The sequence below is a fragment of the Pedobacter quisquiliarum genome (genome assembly GCF_014642175.1).
Taxonomy (GTDB): Bacteria; Bacteroidota; Bacteroidia; order Sphingobacteriales; family Sphingobacteriaceae; genus Pedobacter; species Pedobacter quisquiliarum.
In genome coordinates this window covers 139,914-162,021 of record NZ_BMIL01000010.1, presented here as the reverse complement: position 1 = coordinate 162,021, position 22,108 = coordinate 139,914, and the positions used below count along the sequence as shown (strand labels likewise).

20 protein-coding genes and 1 tRNA gene are annotated in these 22,108 nt (G+C 44.6%); 9 read left to right on the top strand and 12 right to left on the bottom strand.

The genetic code is table 11. The annotated features are described in order from the left end of the window. Positions 1–38: 38 nt before the first annotated feature. Together IEW69_RS14745 and IEW69_RS14740 are read right to left on the bottom strand one after the other, a co-directional pair. The gene (locus IEW69_RS14745) at positions 39–272 is read right to left on the bottom strand and encodes a hypothetical protein (protein ID WP_188627641.1); all 234 of its coding nucleotides are present in this window, start codon (positions 270–272) and stop codon (positions 39–41) included. A 241-nt stretch (positions 273–513) separates the two neighbouring features. Continuing rightward, positions 514–1,476, bottom strand: a complete 963-nt coding sequence (locus tag IEW69_RS14740; RefSeq protein ID WP_188627640.1) for an isopenicillin N synthase family dioxygenase — start codon at positions 1,474–1,476, stop codon at positions 514–516. Positions 1,477–1,715: 239 nt separating this feature from the next. Here IEW69_RS14740 and msrA point away from each other — a divergent pair, with 239 nt between their 5' ends. Continuing rightward, positions 1,716–2,315, top strand: a complete 600-nt coding sequence (gene msrA, locus IEW69_RS14735) for a peptide-methionine (S)-S-oxide reductase MsrA (protein ID WP_188627639.1) — start codon at positions 1,716–1,718, stop codon at positions 2,313–2,315. A gap of 121 nt (positions 2,316–2,436) precedes the next feature. On the opposite strand, the gene IEW69_RS14730 is transcribed toward msrA, so the two are convergent. Next, positions 2,437–3,726 (bottom strand): SGNH/GDSL hydrolase family protein, encoded by a 1,290-nt coding sequence (locus IEW69_RS14730; RefSeq protein WP_188627638.1) that lies wholly within the window; start codon positions 3,724–3,726, stop codon positions 2,437–2,439. Positions 3,727–3,748: 22 nt separating this feature from the next. Then, the gene (locus tag IEW69_RS14725; protein ID WP_188627637.1) at positions 3,749–4,966 is read right to left on the bottom strand and encodes an OmpP1/FadL family transporter; all 1,218 of its coding nucleotides are present in this window, start codon (positions 4,964–4,966) and stop codon (positions 3,749–3,751) included. Between the two features lie 188 nt (positions 4,967–5,154). On the opposite strand from IEW69_RS14725, the gene IEW69_RS14720 reads away from it, so the two are divergent. Beyond that, the gene (locus tag IEW69_RS14720) at positions 5,155–5,790 is read left to right on the top strand and encodes a nitroreductase family protein (protein ID WP_188627636.1); all 636 of its coding nucleotides are present in this window, start codon (positions 5,155–5,157) and stop codon (positions 5,788–5,790) included. Between the two features lie 257 nt (positions 5,791–6,047). On the opposite strand, the gene IEW69_RS14715 is transcribed toward IEW69_RS14720, so the two are convergent. Further along, positions 6,048–6,833, bottom strand: coding sequence for a hypothetical protein (locus IEW69_RS14715; protein WP_188627635.1), 786 nt, complete (start codon positions 6,831–6,833; stop codon positions 6,048–6,050). 217 nt (positions 6,834–7,050) lie between these two features. Beyond that, positions 7,051–7,833 (bottom strand): hypothetical protein, encoded by a 783-nt coding sequence (locus IEW69_RS14710; RefSeq protein ID WP_188627634.1) that lies wholly within the window; start codon positions 7,831–7,833, stop codon positions 7,051–7,053. Positions 7,834–8,061: 228 nt separating this feature from the next. On the opposite strand from IEW69_RS14710, the gene IEW69_RS14705 reads away from it, so the two are divergent. After that, entirely contained in the window at positions 8,062–10,782 is a 2,721-nt protein-coding gene (locus IEW69_RS14705; RefSeq protein ID WP_188627633.1) for a carboxypeptidase regulatory-like domain-containing protein, read from the top strand. 82 nt (positions 10,783–10,864) lie between these two features. On the opposite strand, the gene IEW69_RS14700 is transcribed toward IEW69_RS14705, so the two are convergent. Together IEW69_RS14700 and IEW69_RS14695 are read right to left on the bottom strand one after the other, a co-directional pair. After that, positions 10,865–12,391, bottom strand: a complete 1,527-nt coding sequence (locus IEW69_RS14700) for a PspC domain-containing protein (protein WP_188627632.1) — start codon at positions 12,389–12,391, stop codon at positions 10,865–10,867. Next, positions 12,388–12,720 carry a PadR family transcriptional regulator gene (locus IEW69_RS14695; RefSeq protein ID WP_188627631.1) on the bottom strand — a complete coding sequence of 111 codons (333 nt, stop codon included), beginning with the start codon at positions 12,718–12,720 and terminating at the stop codon, positions 12,388–12,390. The genes IEW69_RS14700 and IEW69_RS14695 overlap by 4 nt, the downstream gene beginning before the upstream one ends. A 166-nt stretch (positions 12,721–12,886) precedes the next feature. On the opposite strand from IEW69_RS14695, the gene IEW69_RS14690 reads away from it, so the two are divergent. Continuing rightward, a complete protein-coding gene (locus IEW69_RS14690; protein WP_188627630.1) occupies positions 12,887–14,347 on the top strand; it encodes an amino acid permease in 1,461 nt (486 codons plus the stop codon). Positions 14,348–14,492: 145 nt separating this feature from the next. Continuing rightward, a complete protein-coding gene (locus IEW69_RS14685) occupies positions 14,493–14,651 on the top strand; it encodes a hypothetical protein (RefSeq protein WP_188627629.1) in 159 nt (52 codons plus the stop codon). 86 nt (positions 14,652–14,737) lie between these two features. Here the strand turns inward: IEW69_RS14685 and IEW69_RS14680 are convergent, their stop codons facing one another. Further along, positions 14,738–15,880, bottom strand: coding sequence for a putative sensor domain DACNV-containing protein (locus IEW69_RS14680; protein WP_188627628.1), 1,143 nt, complete (start codon positions 15,878–15,880; stop codon positions 14,738–14,740). Positions 15,881–15,957: 77 nt separating this feature from the next. Here IEW69_RS14680 and IEW69_RS14675 point away from each other — a divergent pair, with 77 nt between their 5' ends. After that, positions 15,958–16,491, top strand: coding sequence for an RNA polymerase sigma factor (locus IEW69_RS14675; protein ID WP_188627627.1), 534 nt, complete (start codon positions 15,958–15,960; stop codon positions 16,489–16,491). Here the strand turns inward: IEW69_RS14675 and rlmF are convergent. Further along, positions 16,488–17,393, bottom strand: coding sequence for a 23S rRNA (adenine(1618)-N(6))-methyltransferase RlmF (gene rlmF / locus IEW69_RS14670; RefSeq protein ID WP_188627626.1), 906 nt, complete (start codon positions 17,391–17,393; stop codon positions 16,488–16,490). The genes IEW69_RS14675 and rlmF overlap by 4 nt on opposite strands. Positions 17,394–17,470: 77 nt before the next feature. On the opposite strand from rlmF, the gene recO reads away from it, so the two are divergent. Together recO and IEW69_RS14660 are read left to right on the top strand one after the other, a co-directional pair. Further along, the gene (gene recO, locus IEW69_RS14665) at positions 17,471–18,196 is read left to right on the top strand and encodes a DNA repair protein RecO (protein ID WP_188627625.1); all 726 of its coding nucleotides are present in this window, start codon (positions 17,471–17,473) and stop codon (positions 18,194–18,196) included. 102 nt (positions 18,197–18,298) lie between these two features. Then, complete coding sequence (locus tag IEW69_RS14660) at positions 18,299–19,489, top strand: porin (RefSeq protein WP_188627624.1); 1,191 nt, start codon at positions 18,299–18,301, stop codon at positions 19,487–19,489. Positions 19,490–19,511: 22 nt separating this feature from the next. Here IEW69_RS14660 and IEW69_RS14655 read toward each other — a convergent pair whose 3' ends face one another. Beyond that, positions 19,512–20,594 (bottom strand): sensor histidine kinase, encoded by a 1,083-nt coding sequence (locus tag IEW69_RS14655; protein ID WP_188627623.1) that lies wholly within the window; start codon positions 20,592–20,594, stop codon positions 19,512–19,514. A gap of 113 nt (positions 20,595–20,707) precedes the next feature. Continuing rightward, positions 20,708–20,782, bottom strand: a tRNA-Val gene (locus tag IEW69_RS14650). 437 nt (positions 20,783–21,219) lie between these two features. Between IEW69_RS14650 and IEW69_RS14645 the strand changes: the two genes are divergently transcribed. Next, positions 21,220–22,104 carry an ATP-grasp fold amidoligase family protein gene (locus tag IEW69_RS14645; protein WP_188627622.1) on the top strand — a complete coding sequence of 295 codons (885 nt, stop codon included), beginning with the start codon at positions 21,220–21,222 and terminating at the stop codon, positions 22,102–22,104. The last annotated feature ends 4 nt before the right edge of the window (positions 22,105–22,108 follow it).

The following is a 22,108-nucleotide window of genomic DNA, read 5'->3' as shown; positions in this document are numbered from 1 at the left end:
TTGTGTTGCCATATTCATGTCGATAGTTTAAAGTTACACTATTGACACAGTTTGTGAAACACCCTCGCAGCCAACGACATTCTCGCTTTCTTCCCCTCTTGAATATTCCTAGCTTCTGAAAGTCCTTCCTCTAGCTCCGCTAACGCAACTTCCTTTAAAGAAGATGTTGTCTCCACTAAAATCTCTCCACCGAGTTCTTCCATGAATTGCTTCAGCTTATCGCTTAACTCATCTGGCACATTTGCAGTTATCGTCGTCATAGTATCGCTCATGATATGAATATTTTGCCACACATAATGTACCAAGTTCCAGCGTTAAGTCCAACGATGTTGAAGTAATAGCCATGAGTTAATCGAAATATGCTCAATGCCCCTCGTTTTAAACAAACAAACTTAATCAAACCGATATTTCTAACAAACCAAAAAATAGACCAACACATAACCCAACAAAAAAGACCAGCAAGGTTACCCTGCTGGTCTTTTTTATGAAGCTGAACTTCAAACGTGTTTACATTTATTTCTTCAAGCCGATCTCTCTCAAGCGCTCATCAAGATATTCTCCAGCCGTCATATCACTGAAAGCTTTTGGATGCGCCTCATCGATACAAGAATCCAGACAAGTTAAATCCATATCCGAACGCGGGTGCAGGAAGAAAGGCACAGAGTACCTTGAAGTCTTCATCAATTCCCTTGGTGGGTTAACCACGCGGTGGGTAGTAGATTTCAATTTGTTATTTGTTAAACGCTGAAGCATATCCCCTACGTTTACCACGATGTCAGAATGGTGTGCTTTAATCGGCAACCACTCATTGCTGCGCGTCAACACTTCAAGGCCGTCTGCACTTGCACCAATCAGCAAGGTAATCAGGTTAATATCCTCATGTGCACCTGCACGAACCGCATCTGCAGCAATAGCCTCCGGGTTTTCAATCGGAAAGTAGTGAATACCCCTTAAAATTGAATTTCCGTTATGTACATGCTGATCGAAGTAGTTGGTGTCCAAGCCAAGGTACGTAGCAATTGCTCTTAACAGGTGCTTACCGTTCTCTTCAAGCTTTCTATAAATATCACCCGTTACGCGGTTAAATTCAGGTACTTCTTTCAAAATAACATTATCCGGGTATCTTTCTTTGATCGGATCACCGTCCGTAACTTCCTGTCCGATCTGCCAGAACTCTTTCAAATCCGCGGTCTTTGCACCTTTCGCGGTTTCTTTACCAGGACTGGTGTAACCACGCTGACCTGCCAATTCGGGCTTTTCGTATTGACTTTTCTGTTCCGGCGTTAATGAAAATGCCGCTTTGATGTTTTCATACAGTTGATCAATCAACTCCTGACTTACACCATGGTTGGTGATGGTTACAAAACCGGAATCATTGAATGCGCGACCAAGCTCATCGGAGAAGGTTTTACGCTGTGCTTCGGTACCATTGATATAAGAACCAAGGTCCAGGCATGGGATATACGGTGTAGACATAATTTTACTTTGTTAGTAATGTGTGTCAAAATTATAAAACAATAGGCGGAAATGTTAATACTTCATTTTACAACCCATCAACATTTGAAATTAAATACTTTAAGTTATTAACATTCCAGGTTAAAAACGAATTCAATCAACATTGTGTCATGTTTAAGGCTTCGGCAGCTTTTGCAAAACTCCAGGCCGCCGGGATACGTAACTTTGATATGGGTGAACAAAATGCCCGCACACAAATTATGAGATATCTTTCATTCCTAGTACTCTTACTGATTTCATTCGGGACCGCCAATGCACAACAACCGAAGCTCCAAAAAGCAACTTTCGGCATGGGCTGCTTCTGGTGTACAGAAGCCTTGTTCCAGCGATTAGATGGTGTGGTTAGCATCAAGTCGGGTTATGAAGGTGGCGATGTTCCCAACCCGAGCTACGAAGATGTTTGTACCGGAACAACGGGCCATGCGGAAGTAACCGAAATCACCTTCAATCCTGCAAAGATCAGCTACGAAGCACTACTTGCCGTGTTCTGGAAAAGCCATGATCCAACAACCCTGAACAGACAGGGCGCAGATGTTGGCACCCAGTACCGCTCCGTAGTATTCTACCATGATGCCACACAGCGGGATATTGCAGCCAAATACAAAGCTGCCCTAAACAAGTCCAATGCTTATGGAAAACCAGTGGTTACTGAAGTTACCGCAGCACAGAAATTCTATGTTGCAGAACCTTACCACCAGAACTACTTCAACAAAAACAAGAATGAGCCTTACTGCCGACTGGTGATCCAACCGAAGTTGGAAAAGCTGGAAAAGGTATTCAAAGCACAATTGAAGAAGTAAGCGGAATGCTGTGTTACGCAGCTGGACGAACAGCCTAAACAACAAAGTTACTTAAATGAATAAAGCCCTGTCGGAAGTTCCAACAGGGCTTTATTCATTTATATGCTGTTTAAGCTAAAGCTTATTTCGCAGCTGCTCCAGGGAATTTTACACCCCTGTAATGTGCAACATTAACAATTGGCACATTTGCATTGTAATGCTGATTGATCGCTTTGATGAATGCATTTGCAGTCAACGCGTTTCCAAGTGGCGTCGGGTGAATACCATCTAAAGAGAAGATATTTCCAGTGATAAACGCTGTGCTAAGTTCAGCACCATTCACCATTTTCGGCGTCGCAAACTGTCTCATTAAATCATCGATGTCAACCAGTGCAAGGTCATTCCGGGAAGCAATTTCTTTAATCTTCGCATTGTACTCATTGGTACGTGTTCTGATTAGCGCCTGCTCCGTTGGATCAAGTACCCAGTTGCTGGCAATTGGATTTCCTGGGTGCAAGCCATAAGGTCTTTTTTGCGCATCTGGCACACCAATCAGGCCTGCTGAACTTAAAGGCAAAGTAAATTTGAATGTAGAATCTGCAGGTACAACGGTGTTTGTTCCAGTTCTCACATAGAAAGTAACTGGTTGACCAACCGCAGCCTGAAGTGCTTTTACAGTAACCACATTGAAGTAAGGTAAGCCCAATACATCACCTATGGTACCTAAAACACCTTTTCGCTTCGCAGTACCGATCAGTTTGTTCACACTTCTATTATAAATCGTCTCGAATTGTGTTACTGGTGTTAAGGTTTGTGAACCGCCGGTATACGCAAAGCCAAGCACGTCTGTCTGCCCTTCCCAGAAGCTGAAGAAAGTTGCTTTCTGATCATTCATTGCTGCTTCCACAACGTCCATATAGGTGCTGTTTGCAGATGCAGAACCAAGAATCCTTGCAAAGAATGGATTGTTTGCGGCATAACCGTTAGACTCCAGGAATGCGACTTTCATTTCCGGCATACCGAAGTTATTGAAAGTACCTTCGTACTTAGCGAACCTTCCAGGTGCTACATAAGCCAGGTTTGTGGTTACGGTAGAAGTAACAGGCGTTCCTGTCGCCGTAAAACCGCTCAGCTGCGCATAACCAGAACCATTTGCCTGTGCTTCAGCAAAGAACGGGGAATTGAACTCACCACCACCAACAGCTTTGAACTGCTTAGCCAGGATTTCAGGGAAAGAGTTCTGCTGTCCTTCCAGGTATAATCCGCCGTCTGCGTAACCAGCAGTAAGGGAGTTTCCAACAGCAACGTAGCGGCTGAAATCGGCTTGACCATTACTAGGTGAATTTTCTTGTAAGCTCGGTTTGCAGGAAACGATCGCTCCGGCAGCAACCAACGCCAATAGGCTTTTGGCTACGTAATTTTTTTTCAACATGTTTTTCATTGTATGAGAACGATTAGAATTTGTAAGAAACAGATAAACCAGGAATGTATACTGCAGTTTTGAATTCGCCTGCTAAACCAGTTTCAATGTTGGTTTGCGTTCTTGATTTTACATTTTCATATAGGAATGAGAAATCTATGGAGAACTTTTCAGTCGGCTGGTAACCGAAACCTGCACTCAGGATCACACGATTTGCATCTGGCACTTCTGGGGTAACATAACCATCTTTAACCGGTGTGATTGCATATCCAGCACCTGCTCTAACGGTAAATTGCTCGTTGTACTGGTGTTGCACACCCAAACGGATTGCACCAGCATCTTTGTAGTTACGTGGCGAGTTGGTATTTTCAATCCGCTCGTTGTTGTTGTAATCAAAAGCAAGTGCCTTGTATTTGTTCCATGCTACCCAGTTTACATCAAGCGCTAAAGTGGTGCTTGGAGAAACGCTGTAACCAAAACCAATACTGGTCGTTGCAGGTAATGGAAGTTCTGCATTGAATTTTGTCGGGAACCCGGAAGCCAAAACTTCTGGCACAACGAAGATCGCGTCACCATCCGTTACTTTCGCAGTTACCTGTGAACGGTGGGTAATACCTACCGATAAACCACCAAAAAGATCTTTAATATAAATACCAGCATTCCAACCAAGGTCGGCAGAGCTTCCTTTTAGTTGAGCCGTACTTGCCTGACCGTTATTTAAGAATACCGGAACGGCACGTCTTAAATCCACTTTTCCAAGCGCATATACTAAGCCGGCACCAATACCAATGTTGTCGGTGATTTTATAACTCGCTGTTGGCTGAATGTAAATCGCCTGAAGATCCAGGGAAGTCACCGCATATTTTCCAGACCAGTCCTCATCCCAGTGCATGGCACCACCAAATGGCGTGTACACACCCAATCCGAATTTAAGGTTGCTTTGTGGCGCACCCCATACGGCATAAACCTGAAATGGCGGCGCAATTTTGTCTTTGTTGTACTCTGTGATGTTGGATCCGGTTTCGCGGAAAGCGGTTTTCAGATAGAGTCCACTCACACCACCCTGAACACCATTTTGCTCCAGGAAAGAAACTGCACCCGGGTTAAAAAATACAGATGCCTCATCTATGGCAAGCCCCGTTCCGGCTCCAGCCATAGCAATTTGCTTTTGCCCCTGAAGATTTACCTGAAAGGATTGAGAGAATCCCCAAAAGGGTAATACGGTCAATAAACCTAGTAGAATTTTTTTCATAATTAAGGTACGTTAAGTTTTTGCAGGCAACAATTATGTATGCATGCATAGCAAAGTAACAATTTTACTTTCACATTTTTAACAATATTTTACATATCATTTGAAAGTCAACCTTCACAAACTCCAGTACTTACTTCGTATTACTTTTTAATTTTGCCACCCATCACAATAACAGACAATAAGCGTATATGAACTTAATAGAAGCGTTAAACTGGCGTTATGCCACCAAAAAAATGAACGGAGAAGCTGTATCTGAAGATAAAGTCACCCGAATTGTAGAAGCAGCACGCCTTGCACCGACTTCCTCCGGATTACAGCCTTTTAATGTATTGGTAATTACAGACCCTGCCCTTAGAGCAGAGATCGCAACCATTGCCAACAACCAGTCGCAAATCAACGATTGCTCACATTTACTCGTTTTTGCAGCGTGGGATAACTATACGGAAGAACGCATCAGAACGGTATTCTCAAGAATGAATGCGGAACGTGGTGTGCCGGACTCGGCAACAGAAAACTATGTACAATCTTTATTAGAAGTGTACCTGAACAAAACGGCTACAGAAAATCACCACCACGCCGCTAAACAAGCATACATTGCTTTCGGAATGGCGATTGCACAAGCCGCCGAACTGGAAGTAGATGCGACACCAATGGAAGGCTTCGGCAACGAAAAACTGGATGTTTTGCTTGGACTAGGAAAATACAACCTGAAAAGCACCACCATATTGCCTCTGGGGTACCGTGATGCTGCTGGAGATTGGTTATTTAACCTGAAGAAAGTGCGTAAGCCAATGGAGAACTTCGTGATTACTTTAGATAAGTAAGCATAATCAATAGCATATAATAAATAAGCCTGTCTCAGTTAATGACGACAGGCTTTTGCTTTGTATAGCCATTTCAGGGATACCCTGTAAAGGAAATGTCTTCGGGTTAAACGCAGACCAAACGCACAGCAAACCCAGACCAAACGCACACCAGACCCACGTAAATGTGCGCTTTGTGTGCGTTTGCTGTGTGGATGATCATGGTTTTCTATGCAGCTGTTGTAAACTTACTATCCAATAATCTTAATCTTTATCGCTTAATTGGCTATCCCATATCTAATGTTTGTAATGGCCAAGCCAGTAGACTTCACATCACGATCATAAACAATCTTAACACTTGCCATTTCAAATGAACGATCAGATTTTACAGCAATAAGTCTTGCGCCTGATGGAGAACTAATCGTTTGTTCTACTTCAAACATCGTTGGGGAACGATATGTTGAAGATTCCTTAAACTCAACTATGATCTTCACGTCCCTACCAGTTGTATTTGGCGCTATTTCGAAACCAAACATTTTAAGGCTCTGAAGAAAGGATAGGTCAATTGCATCCACTGTATTCCCGTTGCGATCCTTCGCAAATAACACAACTGGATACTCAGACTCCGTATATGGGCTATAGTTCCAGTGTGTCCACCAACCTTTTGGACCATTACTCAACTTTACAACACCTCTCCTTATAAAGTCTGGATCAGTAAGGATTTTGAACTCATTAGTTCCAAAACTGGTGACATACTTACCTTCTTTCAAACCAGAAAAGTCTACTTTTTTCGTCGCCAGTATGTATTCATCACAAACCGTGTCGATTACTTTTACTTTAATCTTTTGGTACTCGCCATAACCCTTTGTTAACACCGCTCTCGGAAGCTTCCTTTTTGGAAGAATGTTGGTAGACTGGTCTACACCTTCAATAGGGTAAACAATGCCAGATAGCTGCGTTTTTAACTGGGATAAATTCTCGATGTTTTCTGCTTTTTTTTCGCAGGAGGAGAGCGTTACTGCCAATGCAGCCGCCACCAAACTTTTTAAGTAAAGTGCTTTCATTTTGATGCTTTAATTTAGATGAATCGCAAAACTAAAGCATTGAATAACGCAGTTACTGCTTAATTATAAATTGGTTATAATCGTGAACGACCTGTAAAATATTCCGGGAAGGCGTCCGAGAAGATATGCCGAACAAGCACAAATCTGTCACAACCTTATTCCCAGTATGAACTGCTCAGCCTTTGTAAACCTCACCTTAAAATAGCTGGACCCATGTCTAATCCGCCAGTGCATACCGGATGTTCGTAATTGCAAAACCAGCAGTTGCCGATGGGGGATAATTCATACTCACTGTCACCATCCAGAATTCACCTTCGGATTTCACAGCAAGCAATCTGGCGCCTGAGGGCGTACTGACGGTTTGCTTCAATGAAAACAAGGTTTCAGACCGGTAGTAATCACCTTCCTGGTAAAACGCCGTCACTTCATGATCCGGGCCAGGTGTATTTGGCGCAATCTCGAACCCGAACATCTTTAAAGGCTTGTTGAAGTACATGTGGAAAACATAAAGTCCGTTTCCAGCTTCGCTTTGCACGAAGAGCACCTCCGGATATTCAGATTCAGTGTAAGGGCTGTAGTTCCAATGTGGCCACCAGCCTGAAGGCCCGCTAGTCAGCTTCACAAATCCATCTTTGTATTCTTCATTGTCCGTACTGATACGAAACTGGCGGTCTTCAACCCTGGTAACGTACTTGCCCGCTTCCAGTCCGGAGATGTTCAGCTTCGTGGTTTGACTGGTGTATTCCTCGCAGGCAGAATCTATAAGTTTAACTTTGAGGTTGCGATCCAAAGCCCCTCTGGTCAAAATCGCCCGCGGTAGCTTTCGCTTTGGCAAGATCGGATTGGATAACTCATTTCCATCCAGCAGATAAACCCTGTCGGTTACTTGCTGAAGCTTGCCTTCAGACACTTTTTCGAAGTTTTCTGCCTTCTTTTCACAGGAAACGAAAATCACAGCCAACAGCCCTGCCAGCAGTGAAACGGACTTACAAACCCTCATACATCCTTGATATTTAGTTATTTACCTATTAAAGTTACCGAATACTACGGCAGCATTAAACAATAGTTTCAAAGTGTCACCTTTTGTATAACGTTGCGGACAATAGAGAAAAAAAACGGGAATTTCCGGCATTTAGAAATGTCAAATTTTGTTAAACTACACTTGCACATAAGGCTACACCTTTTATAAATCAATATATTAGCCAGATTAAAAGGTTAAAACGAATCCATGAAGTATATCAAAATTGTATTGGCCCTCTTTGTTCTTTCTCTGGGCTTACATTTTTCCGCTAAAGCACAACAAGACACCGCTGTACTGCAAAACATCCTAGAGAAAACCAAGCGACTTTCCCAAACGCAACCCATAGAAAAGGTCTATCTGCACTTCGATAAACCCTACTACAGCGTTGCAGATACCATCTGGTTCAAGGCATATCTGACCTCTGAGCAGAACCTGGCTTCACAGTTGAGTAAGATCGTTTACGTCGACGTGATCAACGACCGGGATTCCCTGGTTACGGCATTGAAGCTGCCCGTAACCAACAGCGTTGCGACTGGACATATCCCCCTGAATATGGATCTGTTCAAACAGGGCAACTACTACATAAAGGCGTACACCGTCTGGATGTTAAACTTCCCACAGGAATATTACTTTACCAAAACCATCCCGGTAGGTGATGCAATTGACAAGAAGCTTTATACCAACATCAAATACAACACCACCCAGAACGACAAAGCGCAGACCATCACTGCCCGGGTTCAGTTCCGGAATGCCGAAAAAGTACCTTTGAGCAACAAGGTGGTAAACTGGCGGATGGTCTCTTCATACGACATCGTCGCTAAAGGCCGCGGCACCACCGATCAGAATGGGTTCCTGAATGTGGAAGTCAGCAGCAAAAAAGACAATTTCATCAATAATGGTGAACTGCTCACCGATCTGGTGCTGGCCGATAAAGAAGTGCTCAGCTCCAGTTTCAACATTAAGCCGCAGGTTGGCCGCAATGACCTGCAGTTCTTCCCGGAAGGCGGCGACCTCTACATTGGCCTACCAAGTCAGGTAGCCATTAAAGCCGTTCAGCCAAATGGCCTCGGCATTGATTATACCGGTAACGTAACCGATAACGATGGCAACCAGGTTACCGCAATCAGCTCCAGTCACCTGGGTATGGGTGCCTTTTACCTGAACCCAGAACCTTCAAAAACATACAAAGCCAACATCACCTTTAAAGACGGCACCAAACAGGAATACCATATTCCCGCAGCAAAAGCATCGGGACTAAACCTGCAGGTAACGAACAGCCTTGCCGATGTGATTAACGTTAAAATCGTTGCAAACGAACCTTACTTCGAGGCGAATAAAGGGAAACCCCTGTTCCTGGTTGCCCAGCACAACAACGTAGTCTATTATGCGGCACAGACGATGTTGCAAAATCAGGTTACTTCGGCTAAAATCCCGAAAGATAAATTTCCTTCCGGCATCGTGCAGCTTACGCTGTTCTCTGCTGTTGGGGAGCCGGTTTCAGAGCGACTTGCTTTTATATTGCACAAAAATGCGCTGAACCTGAAGATCAGCACCGACCTGGCCAGCTACAAGCCAAAGCAGAAGGTAAAGATGACGGTGACGGCGCAGGACTCGACGAAAAAAATCGCCGGCGACTTCTCCGTAACGGTCATTGATGAGCAGAAGGTGCCATTTAATGATGATTCGGAAACCACCATTCTGAGTTCCTTACTTTTGACATCAGACTTGCAAGGTTACATTGAGAAACCAAACTACTATTTCAACAAGCCGAACGACAAGAAAATGGCCGACTTAGATATCCTTTTACTTACACAGGGCTACCGCAGATTTGTGTACAAGGATATTCTTGCAAATAAATATAATCCCATCTCTTTCTATCCCGAGCAGGGTATGGACATCACCGGTACGTTGCGCGACCGTACAGGGATGCCGGTGAAAAAAGGTGCGCTACGGTTGATGGTGACGAACAAGCCGATCTCACAGGAGATCCTGACCAGCCCATCCGGACTTTTCACTTTTAAAAATCTGAACATTCCGGATTCCTCTGAAGTGGTGATCAGTGCGAAGTACAATACGAACTCCAGCAACATGATGATCATGCTTGACCAGTCGCCAGGGGCTGCGATCGTTAAAGGCATGCAGCGCCCGGATGAAGTGCAAAATATCGACAGTACACTAAACAATTACCTGGCGAACAGCAAGCGCCAGTATCGTTTTCTGAACAACCTGAAAGAGGTTGTTATTAAAGGTGCACCTGTAAAGAAGATTACCCACAATGATTATTCTGCTTTAACAACGCTGAGTATGATGGCCGACCATCAGATTGATGGTGACCGTCTGGGTAATTGCAGGGATCTGATCGGCTGCCTGAAGACCATGGCTACGGGTCTTACCTTCTATGAAAATAACTTCTACATCACCCGCGACTATAATGCGGGCAGACGTGTGCCAGTTGCCGTGTTTATGGCGGGTACACCAGTGGATTTATTCTCCATCAATGGCGCAAATGTGTCCGAAATTGAATCCATTGAAATCTTCCTTAGAGATGAGATCGGTACGGTTAGCAGAACCTATGGTACCAATGGTGTAATCTCCATTAACATGAAGAAAATTGAAAAAACCAAGATGAGCATTGCGGATCTTAAGAAAATGCTGCCGGAAAGCAATATGCTTAAGTTTAATCCTAAAGGGTTCAGCAAAGAACGTTCGTTCTACGCACCAAAATACCTGCCTGGTAAAACCTACAATGTATTGGATTTAAGAAGTACCATATTCTGGAACCCTAAGGTGGTAACGGATGCAACCACTGGCGCAAGTTCTTTTGAGTTTTACAATGCCGATGGTAAAGGCACCTATAAGGCCATTGTGGAAGGTCTGGATGTAAATGGAAACCCTGGCCGCTTTATTTACAGGTACACGGTTAAATAATCAGCTGCACAGCAATATTGATTACATTAAAAAGGAAGGTCTTGCGGCCTTCCTTTTTTTATGGTCTAATGTTATGTGATGCTTAAGGCTTCGTGCATTTCAAGCCTTCTTCTGTCATGACCCAGGCTTTTGGCGCGCCATGATCTTCACAGGACCAGTAATCGAAGCTGTAACTGAACAGGTCCATCTCCTCATTCAAGATCAGTTTTACACCGACCGGAACTTTAAGGGTTAAGGTCACCTCCTGATCCCGCCATTTGGTATTGCGGTTCAGCTGCAGGAATGGACTAAAGTTTAGCAGGGAGTCTTGCTGACTGAAATCATAGTGAATATTCTGTGCATGGCTTAACGCGGCTTCAAAGGTCTTGCCATGTGAGCTGTTGTTTTGTGTAAGTGTTACCAGTCCATTTTCACTCTTCTCAATATTCAAGCGCACGTTTCGTGGCAGGTTATATGGATCATCCATATCATTCAGGATCACTTTACCGCGGTACTTATCAGAATTGATCTGGTATTTTACGCTATCCGCTCTGGAGAAAAACCGGGAGCGATCCAGTGTCAGAGTGTATGCATCGTACTTCTTCAGTTCACGCACCTGCGAGAACTCGGCCTCTTCTTTAAATTCTGAAGCGACTTTAGTGATGTAGAAAATGCTCAGCATCACACCGCCAAGCCATACCACAAGCAACCCAAAGGAAACCGTACGATTGATGGCTCTGCTGTTGAAAGCGACACGGATGGCGAAAAGCACTAAAGCAATGATCGGGATGGCCAGGGCAACGAAGAAGGCGAAGACCATGGACGACAAATAAGCGTCGTTAACAATGTTCAGTGGAAAGTATTCGTTCGGGTTTGCATCCGAAAAGCCTAAGAATACGGCCATTCCGACCAGCATGGCCAGGAAGAAGCAGCTCCCCAGGATGATGATAAGCCAGGCAACGACCTTGAAGAAGGTTTTACCAAGTGTACGTACGATCCTTCCGGCAGCTTCCGCAAGTTCAACGAAAAAGCCTCTGGAGCGACTGATCAACTGGTTTCCGGCGAGCTCCTCTTCGAAATTACGGATAAAGCCATGCAGGTTTACCGCCTCCCCTTTCATATACATCCGCTGTGAACGGGTGGCCGCCCGCGGAATCAGAATCCACATGATCAGATAAACCACAATTCCGGACCCGGCAAAGAAGAAAGATACCAGGAACATCAGTCGGAACCACTTGGCTTCAATATTTGCATAATGACCCAGGCCGGAACAAACACCCGCGATATACGCGTCGTCCGTGTCACGGTAAAGCTTCTTCACCCCACTAATCGTTTCCTCATAGATGCCGCCCTCGGCTTCATCTGCGTTTTCAAAATCCTTCACAGATCCCATCTGCGCAATCACGAGCTGCACATCATCGATGCTGATCACCTGCTTCTGCTGCTGCAAAAGCATCTCCCGGAACATCTCCGCAATACGGTTTTCAATGTCCGTTACAATTTCGAAATGATCGGCATTCTTTGAAAAGTGAAATTTGATCTCATTCAAATAGCCCGTTAACATTTCATAAGCGTCCTCCTCTATCAGGATGATCGAGTTTCCAATATTTATGTTGAGCGTCTTTTTCATGATTTGGTTTGTTTTGAGGTTTCAATGGCATAAGACAACTCCATCCAGGTGATGTCCAGTTTATTTAAGATTTCTTTTCCTTCTGCGGTAAGCAGATAATACTTCCTGGGCGGCCCGGAGGTAGACTCCACCCAGTTGTAGCTCAACAAGCCGTTATTCTTCAACCGGGTTAGTAAAGGGTAAAGTGTACCCTCTACCACGAGCAATTTGGCCTTCTTTAGTTCCGCAATAATATCAGAAGCATAGATCTCTCCTTTCGATATTATGAGAAGCACACAATATTCGAGTATGCCCTTGCGCATTTGTGTTTGCGTATTTTCTGCTATCATATAACAAAGATATATGTTTCGTATAGTAATATGCAATACATAGTACTGTATTAATCATAAAGTTAAATTCAAGTATCTGATTATCAGTTTAATAAAATTTAGACAGAATTTTATATGGTTAATAAGTGATCATCGACTACTTTTGTCGACTATTTTCATATTCTTTATGCTAAAGAAATCCATAGATCAGATTCTCGTTGAAGCAAACGAGAGCAACGAACATTCCCTGAAGCGCTCTTTAGGGCCTTTTAACCTGATACTCATCGGGGTAGGACTTACCTTAGGTGCGGGCCTGTTTTCCATAACCGGCCTTGCTGCAGCCACTTATGCCGGTCCTGCGGTAACGATTTCCTTTTTCATTGCGGCATTGGGTTGCGGGCTTGCTGCTTTATGTTATGCGGAGTTTGCTTCTATGATTCCGGTCGCCGGAAGTGCTTACACTTATTCTTACGCCACGATGGGTGAATTCTTTGCCTGGATCATCGGCTGGGATCTGGTTTTGGAGTACTCTATTGGCTGTGCGACCGTTGCGGTAAGCTGGTCGCAGTACCTCACGAAGTTTCTTTCTTCCTTTAACATATACTTGCCGGCACAACTGACCATGTCGCCATTTGAGACGGCACAACTTGCCGATGGTCGTATGGTGAGCGGCTGGATAAACATTCCTGCAGCACTGATCGTGATCATCATGACGATGGTGGTGATTCGTGGTGCAAAAGGTTCGGCGATTGTGAACGGCATAATTGTGTTTCTGAAGGTTGGTGTGGTTGTGGTTTTCATTGCCATGGGTTGGAAGTACATCAATCCGGAAAATTATCAACCTTACATCCCGCAGAACACCGGCACCTTTGGTGAATATGGCTGGTCTGGTATCCTTCGTGGTGCCGCACTGGTCTTCTTTGTGTTCATCGGCTTTGATGCTGTGGCGGCTTCAGCACAAGAAACGAAGAAACCGGCAAGAGATCTGCCGATTGGTATTTTGGGCTCCCTGCTGGTTTGTACCGTTTTGTTCGGTGTTTTTGCACACGTGCTTACCGGACTGGCAAACTATAAAGAATTTGCAAACAGCGGTGCCCCCGTTGCAATCGCCTTGCAGAATACGCCGATAAACTGGATCAGTCAGGCCGTGATTCTTGCCATCCTGGTTGGTTATACCTCGGTGATCCTGGTGGATCTAATGGCTCAGTCCAGAATGTTCTACTCCATCAGTCGCGATGGCTTGCTACCGAAGGTCTTTTCCGAGGTACACAGCAAATATAAAACCCCTTATAAATCCAACATCTTGCTTTGCGCTTTCATTGCGACCTTCGCGGCGCTAGTGCCGATGCGTGTGGTTGGTGAGATGACCAGCATTGGTACCTTGCTGGCCTTCTTAATGGTATGTGTAGGGATTCTGATCTTGAGAAAGACAGATCCCGATGCGGTGAGACCATTCCGGGTACCGCTTGTACCTTTCATACCAATTCTGGGCATTCTCGTATGTCTGGGGATGATGTTGTTTTTACCTGGTGATACCTGGTTGCGATTGCTGGTTTGGTTAGCACTTGGTATGGCGATTTATTTTGGATACGGTAAAAAGAATAGTGTCCTGAGAAAAAGCCTGGCAGAAAAAGGATCTTCGGAATAGCAGGCAATTTGCTTGTATAAAAAGCACAACATTAACAGTTTAGTTAAGCTTGTTTAGAAAAACTAAAACTTAGGATTATTTGCCAGGGGGACAGTACTTTGGCGCACACTTTGTATCTGCATAAGTACATCTTAATCATCTACCTATGTTAATCAAATTAAATCCTGTTTTTCCGAGCTATGCGAGGCATCGTGAGGAGAAGATTGAGCAAGCATTAAGTAAACAGCAATGGATCTTTGCAGATCGTATTGTGATGCTGATTATGCTCTTGGCTGTCATCACTGGCGCCATTGTATTTTCATAGGAGTTGAAAAACATTAATTGATTTTTATCCCGGTGCTACCCACCGGGATTTTTTATGCCCTGAAATTTTTCGTGGTTTTCGCTCGATTAAAGCAATAAAGTGTCAATGCGGTGTGCCTGTACCATGTCGCGGGATGCAGACCAGCTGAACATGGTATAATGCCCATCCTGGGAGGCAACCATTGCGAGTGCGTCGTGCTGATCGTTCACGAACTGGGCGGCAGAAAGGTGCCGGGTACCGCCAATCTTTGCCGCAGGCATTACGACTGCGCCGCCACCAAATACCGGCTCAATAAGAATGATGTCGTCAACGGTCTCCTTACCCTTGGCACGGCCAATCTTCGCACCGAAAGCCAGCAGATCATAGTTCTCGTTGACGATGGTTGCACCATCTACAGCGGTAAGGCCAGCCATGTGTTCGACCTCACGGCGGAGTGCCGTTTGCCAGAAGATCTGACTCGCTTCCTTCCGGTCCTGATTCAATAATTTGGACAGTCCGGAGAATGCCGGTTGTACGCCATACTGAAATGGCTTGATGATGGAGTGCAGCCAGTTGTTATTTTTAGAAGATACGACGAGCAATGTTCCACCACGTTGGTGGGCCCGCATGGATACCGCCAGCTGGATCATTACGTTTACAGCATCATTCCAGTAAGAAGGTGCAGTAAGATCAAGTAACGATAATACTAACTGTGGTGTATCTGGCATGGTCGCACTGTCGGAATCAACGATCTTAATTTGCTCTCCTTTTAGTACAGCGACGTTGGTAAACTTGCCAAAACCGGAAAAGCGGCGGTGTTTGATCACCAGTAAACTGGGCTCGGAAACGTCGACCACAAAACAGAAATTGGGGATGCTGGTGGTGGTTCCCCAGATGTAAACTTCGCCATCCTCATGCCATACACCCAGGTGTATACCAGCCCGTTCTACACCGGGGGCGATCTTGGCCAGCGCCGATGAGGTGAGTGCCAGTGGTTGCTTGAAAACAAGGGGATTTCCCGCTTGTGCAGGGGCTACGAAGGCCAGGGATATCTTTGGCGAGTGCCCTTCTTCCTTCCTTAGGCTCGCCCAAAATGCCGCATCGATGATCATTTGGACGATGCCTGCTTCGGGTAATGGTGCCAGGTCTATCTCCCCACGATCCTTGGCCAAACGCAAGTGCTCATTAAAGATCGACTCAACCTGAGAAGCTATAACGATGGCCGCCTGATACGTGATTTGATATTTCATGGGATAAAGTTAAAATAAAAAAAATTGGTATGTCAATTGTTATTATTTGTTTATCTATCAACCAAAATAATTAAACAATGGATACTAAAGCATTCAACTTAAACATTTTTAGTCATAAAGATTCTTTATTCTCTTTTGCGTTCTCATTCACTAAAGATACCGATGATGCGAACGACCTGTTTCAGGAAACAATGCTAAAGGCCATCAACTATTCCAGTCAGTTTAAAGAAGGAACAAACCTGAAAGCATGGTTATATACCATCATGCGTAATACCTTCATCAACAACTACAGAAAGAGCTCTAAAACCGATCGCATAATGACGGTGACGGATGACCTGACTTCCGATAAATTGTTCCTTAGTGCATCTATGAACGGCAGTGAAGGTAAATTCGTGATGGATGATATCTACAAAGCACTTTCGAAACTTCAACCAGAATATTATACGCCCTTCATTAAGTACTTTGAAGGCTACAAATACCACGAGATTGCAGATGAATTGAAGATTCCAATTGGAACGGTTAAAACCCGCATCCATGTTGCAAGACAAATCTTAAAGAAACAGCTTAGAATTTATTCTAAAATGGCAGAGGATCAGGAACAGGTAGCCTAAATACCGAAATTCCAGGCCACAAACCTGCTTATTTTTTGACCTTGGGCCATTTCGATGCTACGCACCGAAGTGGCCTTTGCTTTTTCCAATGCATTGTAAATGCCGGGCAGGCTACTGCTTTTAGAAACAAGGCTGGTGTACCAGGTCTTTCCTTTCTCCATTTCTGCACTTTCAAAAACCATTTTACGAACAAAAGCCTGTTCGCCGCCTTCACACCACAGCTCCACCTGCTGCCCGCCGAAGTTCAGCACTTTACTTTGCTTGCCGAGGTTACGAAGCTTACGGCCAGAACCCGCCGCCGCCTCTTCTGCAGAAGCATGGAAGGGTGGATTGCACATGGTCAGGTTGAAGCGCTCCCCTGCTTTAATGATGCCCTTGAAGATCTGCCCTTTGTTTTCCTGCAGTCTTATTTGCACTGCAGCCTGTAATGGCGGGTTCGCTGCAACGATGTTTTGCGCAGCTTTTACGGCTGTACGGTCCACATCGGAACCGACAAAGGTCCACCCATATTCCTGATGGCCCACAATTGGATAGATGCAGTTTGCGCCTACTCCAATATCCAGTACTTTGATGGAGCGTCCTGTTGGCACAACACCCCCATTGCTTTCGGCGATTAAATCTGCCAGGTAATGGATATAATCTGCGCGGCCAGGTACTGGCGGACAAAGATAGCCTTCCGGAATATCCCAGTGGGAAATGCCATAGAAGTGCTTGAGTAAGGCACCGTTTAAGGTTTTCACTGCACGGGGATCTGCAAAATCTACAGACTCATCGCCATATGGATTAAGGTGAATGAAGTCACGAAGCGCAGGTTCTGCCTTTACCAGGGCGGCAAAATCATATCGTGAACGGTGTTTGTTCCGGGGATGCAGATTCTTCTTTTCTTCCTTTGCTTCGCTCATAAATTGTGTTCTTGCTGCAAAAGTACTTGATAAATCTGGGTTCAGGCAAATTAACTATCTTTGTTCAAAAGGATCACATGCTGCACAAAACCCGCGGAATTGTACTGAAAACCACCTTCTATGGGGATACGGGTGTAGTGGTGCAGGTTTTTACGGAGAAGTTCGGGATCCAGTCGTACATCATCAATGGCGTACGTAAGGCGAAAGCAAAGGTCAACATGAACATGCTTCAGCCCTTGCATTTGCTGGAAATGGTGGTGTATTTCAAGGCGAATACCGGCATTCAGCGGATCAAAGAAGTGCAGCCCTCCCCTGTTTTCCGCAGCATTCCCTACGATATTATTAAAAGTACCATCGTGATGTTCCTGAACGAAGTGCTTTATAAAAGCATCAGACAACAACACACAGACGAACAACTGTTTGATTTTATATACAGCAGCATTGCCTGGTTTGATGAAACGACCGATGCCAGTATTAATTTTCACCTCGCTTTTCTATTAAAACTTACCCGATATCTGGGTTTCGCACCCAGCACAGAAAGCAGGATTGACCAACATTTCTTCGATCTTCAGGAAGGTGCATTCAGCAGCAGGCCTCCCATCCACCCCTACTACATGGATAGAACAGATGCATTGATCTTCATTGCGCTGTTCAGCGTACCGATGGAAAAGCTACAGGAATTGCAACTTAGCAAAGTGGACAGGCGCTCTATATTAAACAAGATCCTGCTTTTTTATACCCTTCATACCGCATCTTTCGGTGAAATCCGCGCACATCAGGTGCTTGAAGAGGTGCTTTCTTAACCCATTTGCCATTACTTTAATCGCTGTAGTTAAATCTTTTAGGATGTGCACGGAATTGACGTTTAGGTCTTTTCTTTGCAACTTCTTAACATAGACTTTACAATGAGCTTTAAGCGGATTCTGATTCTTGCGGTAATATTAACTTCTCTTAACCAAATTGTTAATGCACAAAGCGACACAAACCCGCCGAAGTGGTATGATACCTTTTCTTTAAGAGGTTACATTCAGGTCCGCTATAATGCTTTTCAGTCCAATCCCGATCTGGGTTGCGACCAGTGTGATAAAAGCTGGAACGGTAACAGCAGCTTTTTCATTCGCCGCGCACGACTGGTATTCTCCGGGCAAATTGGGAAGCAGGTATATTTCTACTTTCAGCCCGACTTTGCCGCTTCCGGTTCCGGTGGTTTAAACTTCGGACAGCTAAAGGATGCATATTTTGACTTCGGGTTTGATCCGGAAAACGAATACCGGATCCGCGTGGGTCAGACAAAGATCCCTTATGGCTTTGAAAATATGCAATCCAGTTCAGTGCGTTTACCATTAGACCGCTCCGATGGTATAAACAGTGCTTTTACAAACGAACGTGATCTGGGTGCTTTCTTTTACTGGGCACCAAAAGAGAAACGCGCGATGTTGAAGCAGCTGGTGGATGCTGGTTTAAAAGGAAGTGGCGACTACGGCATCTTTGCGCTGGGCGTGTTCAACGGTCAGACCTCCAATCAGCTGGACCAGAACAATGCGTTGCATACCGTGGCGCGGGTAACCTGGCCGATGAAGATTGGCAATCAGATTGTAGAGCCCAGCATCCAGGGCTATACCGGACAGTTCGTTATGCCGAAAGGCCAGATCTCTTCAGGGGTAAAGACTGCTGCTGACCGCAGTTATTTAGATCAAAGGGTGGCTGCGACCTTCGTGTTGTACCCCAAGCCATTTGGCATCCAGGCGGAATTCAATGTTGGTAAAGGACCAGAGTTCAACAAGCAAACCGACTCCATTGAGGTGCAAAATCTAAAAGGTGGTTATGTGATGATGTCTTACCTGCTAAGGAAAGACAAACAAGTCATCATGCCCTTTGTGCGGGCGCAATACTATGACGGTGGTAAAAAGCATGAGCTTGATGCCAGAAGTTACAAGGTGAACGACTTTGAATTTGGCGTGGAATGGCAACCAGTGGAACACCTGGAGCTTGTGGGTGGCTACACCTTCTCGAAGCGTCGTTACGAAGACTATGCCCTGCCGGACAATTACCAGATGGGTAATTTACTGCGGTTACAGGCACAGCTAAGCTTTTAGCAGCTGCCCAGGCGTACAGACATTAAGCCTCTTCGAGCTTCAGGAAAACCTTGAAAGCTGATCCTGTTCCTTCTTTACTCTCCACAGTGATGTGGCCTCCAGCATTGGTGATGATTTCTTTTACGAGATAAAGTCCGATTCCGGTACCTTCAACGTCATCTACCAGGCGCTCGTATTTGCCAAAGATCGATTTGAAGTCTTTTTCGGGGATGCCCCTGCCGTTATCTGCAATGTTGATCACCATAAAGCCGTCTGCCGCTGTCGTTTTAATGGAAATTTCAGGACGACGACCGGGAGTCTGGTATTTGATCGCATTGTTAACGAGGTTATACACGACGCTGCGGAGCTTTCTGCGTACAAAGGTGATCTCAGATGCCTCGATCTCACTTCTAATGATTGCTTTGGATTCCTCAATTTGCGGTGCAAGGGTTAAACGCACATCCTCAATAATGTGTTCGAAGTTCAGGAGTTCTTCCTCAGCCTGATACTTGTGCTGTATCCAGCGTGCATCTGTGAGGTCGTTGATAATCTTCTGCATGTTGACCATGCTGTTTTCCACCTTTTTAAGCAATACTGGAAAGCGCTCCATACCTTTCTCCGGAACCTGCTTTAACAATTCTATGGTCAGTCGAAGGCTGGTGAGCGGTGATTTGATATCATGCGCGATGGTGTCCAGCAACATTTCATGTTCCGCAATCAGCTTTTCCTGTTCCCTAAGGTCCTTGATACGCATGGTAACTTCTACGAATGTAATGATGACACCGTTGGTCTTCTTCAGCTTCTTAACCACATAAGGCAGAATGTTCATCTGATACCAGCGCATGTCGGTGGTCTGGATTTCTTTTTCCAGAATTTCACCAGTATCTACAACATGTTGGATGTTATCCAGAAAAGCGGGGAAGCGAAAATTATCTATAACATCAGCCAGGGGCCGGCCTACATCCGATTTCGACAATTTAAACTGCTTCATGGCGGGCGGTGTAAATTTCCGCAAGATCAGCTGAGAATCTACAAAGAGTTGTGGGATGATGGTGTTGCTGAAGTAGTTTTCAAGCTCATCATTAAGTTCAATAAGCGCATTGATTTGCTGGTCTTTATTCGACATAAGTAGAAGGCTGAAACAAGATAAGGTTTTTAAAGCGGATGGGCTTAGGAAAGGTCGGAAATTGCTATAAACAAGAAAAGCCTTCCAGTTTACACTGAAAGGCTTTTCTTTAGTGGGAGATACTGGGTTCGAACCAGTGACCCCCTGCTTGTAAGGCAGGTGCTCTGAACCAGCTGAGCTAATCTCCCTTTTGGTTACCTCTTCAACGATTAAGCTTTTTAAGATTCTTTTTCGTTGTTCGGTGTGCAAATATACACCCAAGTTTTAATTCTGCAAAAGTTTTTTCAGTTTTTTCTTCAAACATCCTTATAAAAAGTGCTTTTAAGGTACTAAAAACCGGCTTTTACAGCTTTAAGGATTAGAATATCAGCCACTTACATGACCATCTTTTTATTTGAATATTTTTTATTTTTTTTTCTGCCTGGGGCTAGGGATTAAAGTCCGGAGGGTTGTTAATTGAAAATCACCGGCATCTTTATTATAATCTTTGAATTATGAAGGTGTTTTTAAAGCCAATATTGTTTTTTGTACACTAAAATGTGCCACTCATCATTTGGCTAAGCATTTATTAAGCTTTAATTTTAACCCTTATTGTTCTTAAATGGCATTTGCCAAATTATATAGATTGAAAAAGCTTACTACTTATTACACGATCCTGCTTGAGCGGATCAAGAAAAAGATGATTAATAGTGGAGAATTCACCGACCGGGTTCTTCGCAGGCACAAAATCTTTTGGGGTGATCCTGCTGCTGAAAAGATTCGTAACGTCCGCATGTCGCACGAGGACCCTATTGAGAAATGGATGGATGTTCCTTATTGGCAGCGCAAGTTGAGCAATAAAGCCAATGCTCGTGAATTTGCACTTATGCAGGGTTGCCAGGTGCCGGATCTTTACTGGAGAGGCTCCGATGTGGAGAACATCGACTTCAGTGCACTACCCCCATATTATGTAATCCGCCCAACGACCGGGCACTCTGCAAAGATGGTTTATGTAATGGACCATGGCACCAACCTCTTTGATGGCAAGCAATACGAACCTGAGGAGATTGTTGCAGCGTTGAAAGCGGCTGTAGATATGAAAGAAGATCAGGAGTTTTTAATTGAAGAGTTCCTGCAAAATGAAGAAGGTGAATACAAGGTATTAACGGATTACAAAATCTTCTGCTTCAATGGGGAGACTGCCACGATCTGGGAGATCAAGCGTATTGATCCGAAGAAAGGCTTTGCGACCTTCTACGATGAAAACTGGAACCGTATAGATGAGGTCCACATCTTCTATCCACCGAAAGATGCAGGACCGCCACCAAAGTGTTTCCCGGAAATGGTAAGTCAGGCGAAAAGTCTGAGTAAAGCCTATGGCATGTTTGTTCGTCTGGATTTCTATGCCACGAACCGCGGCGCCGTATTTGGCGAGTTTACGCCAACGCCAGCCTTAGGTAAGGGACATACCCGTTTTGGTAAGAAATTAATGATAAAGTACTGGGACAAGTACTGTAAAGGCCAGATATAATCTG

What these genes read in the sequence shown, in the direction of transcription:
- IEW69_RS14745 (WP_188627641.1), bottom strand. Translation starts at nt 272, where the DNA reads ATGAGCGATACTATGACGACGATAACTGCAAATGTGCCAGATGAGTTA.
- IEW69_RS14740 (WP_188627640.1), bottom strand. Translation starts at nt 1,476, where the DNA reads ATGTCTACACCGTATATCCCATGCCTGGACCTTGGTTCTTATATCAAT.
- msrA (WP_188627639.1), top strand. Translation starts at nt 1,716, where the DNA reads ATGAGATATCTTTCATTCCTAGTACTCTTACTGATTTCATTCGGGACC.
- IEW69_RS14730 (WP_188627638.1), bottom strand. Translation starts at nt 3,726, where the DNA reads ATGTTGAAAAAAAATTACGTAGCCAAAAGCCTATTGGCGTTGGTTGCT.
- IEW69_RS14725 (WP_188627637.1), bottom strand. Translation starts at nt 4,966, where the DNA reads ATGAAAAAAATTCTACTAGGTTTATTGACCGTATTACCCTTTTGGGGA.
- IEW69_RS14720 (WP_188627636.1), top strand. Translation starts at nt 5,155, where the DNA reads ATGAACTTAATAGAAGCGTTAAACTGGCGTTATGCCACCAAAAAAATG.
- IEW69_RS14715 (WP_188627635.1), bottom strand. Translation starts at nt 6,833, where the DNA reads ATGAAAGCACTTTACTTAAAAAGTTTGGTGGCGGCTGCATTGGCAGTA.
- IEW69_RS14710 (WP_188627634.1), bottom strand. Translation starts at nt 7,833, where the DNA reads ATGAGGGTTTGTAAGTCCGTTTCACTGCTGGCAGGGCTGTTGGCTGTG.
- IEW69_RS14705 (WP_188627633.1), top strand. Translation starts at nt 8,062, where the DNA reads ATGAAGTATATCAAAATTGTATTGGCCCTCTTTGTTCTTTCTCTGGGC.
- IEW69_RS14700 (WP_188627632.1), bottom strand. Translation starts at nt 12,391, where the DNA reads ATGAAAAAGACGCTCAACATAAATATTGGAAACTCGATCATCCTGATA.
- IEW69_RS14695 (WP_188627631.1), bottom strand. Translation starts at nt 12,720, where the DNA reads ATGATAGCAGAAAATACGCAAACACAAATGCGCAAGGGCATACTCGAA.
- IEW69_RS14690 (WP_188627630.1), top strand. Translation starts at nt 12,887, where the DNA reads ATGCTAAAGAAATCCATAGATCAGATTCTCGTTGAAGCAAACGAGAGC.
- IEW69_RS14685 (WP_188627629.1), top strand. Translation starts at nt 14,493, where the DNA reads ATGTTAATCAAATTAAATCCTGTTTTTCCGAGCTATGCGAGGCATCGT.
- IEW69_RS14680 (WP_188627628.1), bottom strand. Translation starts at nt 15,880, where the DNA reads ATGAAATATCAAATCACGTATCAGGCGGCCATCGTTATAGCTTCTCAG.
- IEW69_RS14675 (WP_188627627.1), top strand. Translation starts at nt 15,958, where the DNA reads ATGGATACTAAAGCATTCAACTTAAACATTTTTAGTCATAAAGATTCT.
- rlmF (WP_188627626.1), bottom strand. Translation starts at nt 17,393, where the DNA reads ATGAGCGAAGCAAAGGAAGAAAAGAAGAATCTGCATCCCCGGAACAAA.
- recO (WP_188627625.1), top strand. Translation starts at nt 17,471, where the DNA reads ATGCTGCACAAAACCCGCGGAATTGTACTGAAAACCACCTTCTATGGG.
- IEW69_RS14660 (WP_188627624.1), top strand. Translation starts at nt 18,299, where the DNA reads ATGAGCTTTAAGCGGATTCTGATTCTTGCGGTAATATTAACTTCTCTT.
- IEW69_RS14655 (WP_188627623.1), bottom strand. Translation starts at nt 20,594, where the DNA reads ATGTCGAATAAAGACCAGCAAATCAATGCGCTTATTGAACTTAATGAT.